The 1,125-nt window shown below is 44.6% G+C and carries 1 protein-coding gene and 1 pseudogene; both read left to right on the top strand.

The annotated features are described in order from the left end of the window. Positions 1 to 903 (top strand): diacylglycerol kinase family protein (locus tag AB5935_RS27515; RefSeq protein ID WP_368328041.1); only part of this gene is annotated, 903 nt, incomplete at its 5' end. A gap of 36 nt (positions 904 to 939) precedes the next feature. After that, a pseudogene (locus tag AB5935_RS27510) lies at positions 940 to 1,125 on the top strand (aspartate--tRNA ligase); the annotation flags it as partial.

Raw genomic sequence — 1,125 nt, 5'->3', positions numbered from 1 at the left:
GTGTATACGGAAAGAGCCGGTCATGCAGTAGAAATAGCTGCCAAAGCTGCCGAAGAGAAAACAGATATAGTAGTGGCTATTGGTGGGGATGGAACAATCAATGAAATAGCTCGTTCGTTGGTGCATACTGATACCGCGCTGGGAATTATTCCCTGCGGATCGGGCAATGGACTGGCGAGGCATCTGCATATACCGATGGAACCGAAGAGAGCATTGGAAGTGCTGAACGAAGGTTGCATGGATGTGATAGATTATGGTAAGATTAACGGTACGGATTTTTTCTGCACTTGCGGAGTGGGATTCGACGCGTTTGTCAGTCTGAAGTTTGCGCATGCCGGTAAACGGGGGCTATTGACTTATCTGGAGAAAACCCTGCAGGAAAGTCTTAAATATGAGCCGGAAACGTACGAACTGGAAACGGAAAACGGAGTTTCCAAGTATAAAGCCTTCCTGATTGCCTGCGGAAACGCGTCGCAATATGGAAACAATGCTTATATCGCACCGCAAGCCACTCTGACAGATGGTTTGCTGGATGTGACTATTCTCGAACCGTTCACCATATTGGACGTTCCTTCATTGGCCTTTCAATTATTCAATAAAACAATCGATCAGAATAGCCGTATCAAGACTTTCCGCTGCAAGCAGTTGTGCATCCGCCGGACTACTCCGGGTGTCGTGCATTTTGATGGTGACCCCATGGAAACGGATGCCAATGTAAATATTCAGCTGATTCAAAGAGGATTGCGCGTGGTAGTGCCACGAGCACCGGAAAAGGATGCAGCCAATGTGCTCCAAAGAGCGCAGGAATATATGAATGGCATCAAATTGATGAATGAAGCCATCGTTGACAATATAACAGATAGAAACAAGAAAATATTGAAAAAGCTGACAAAGAAAGTCTGATAAAATAACGGATTACTGACACCGAATTACAAATTATTGCGTACTTTTGCGCAGTTTTGGTTCGATCAAAATAAAAACGCGAGTGATAATCGTTTAAATAAAAAATATATGTTTAGAACGCACACATGTGGAGAGCTTAGAATCTCTGATGTAAACAAGCAAGTCACGCTGTCCGGATGGGTACAGCGCAGCCGTAAGATGGGAGGGATGACTTTCATTGAC

Source organism: Phocaeicola sp. RTP21198st1_B8_RTP21198_201120, from assembly GCF_040929485.1.
GTDB lineage: Bacteria > Bacteroidota > Bacteroidia > Bacteroidales > Bacteroidaceae > Phocaeicola > Phocaeicola dorei.
The sequence above is the reverse complement of the archived record's forward strand: the minus strand, read 5'-3'. Positions and strand labels throughout refer to the sequence as shown.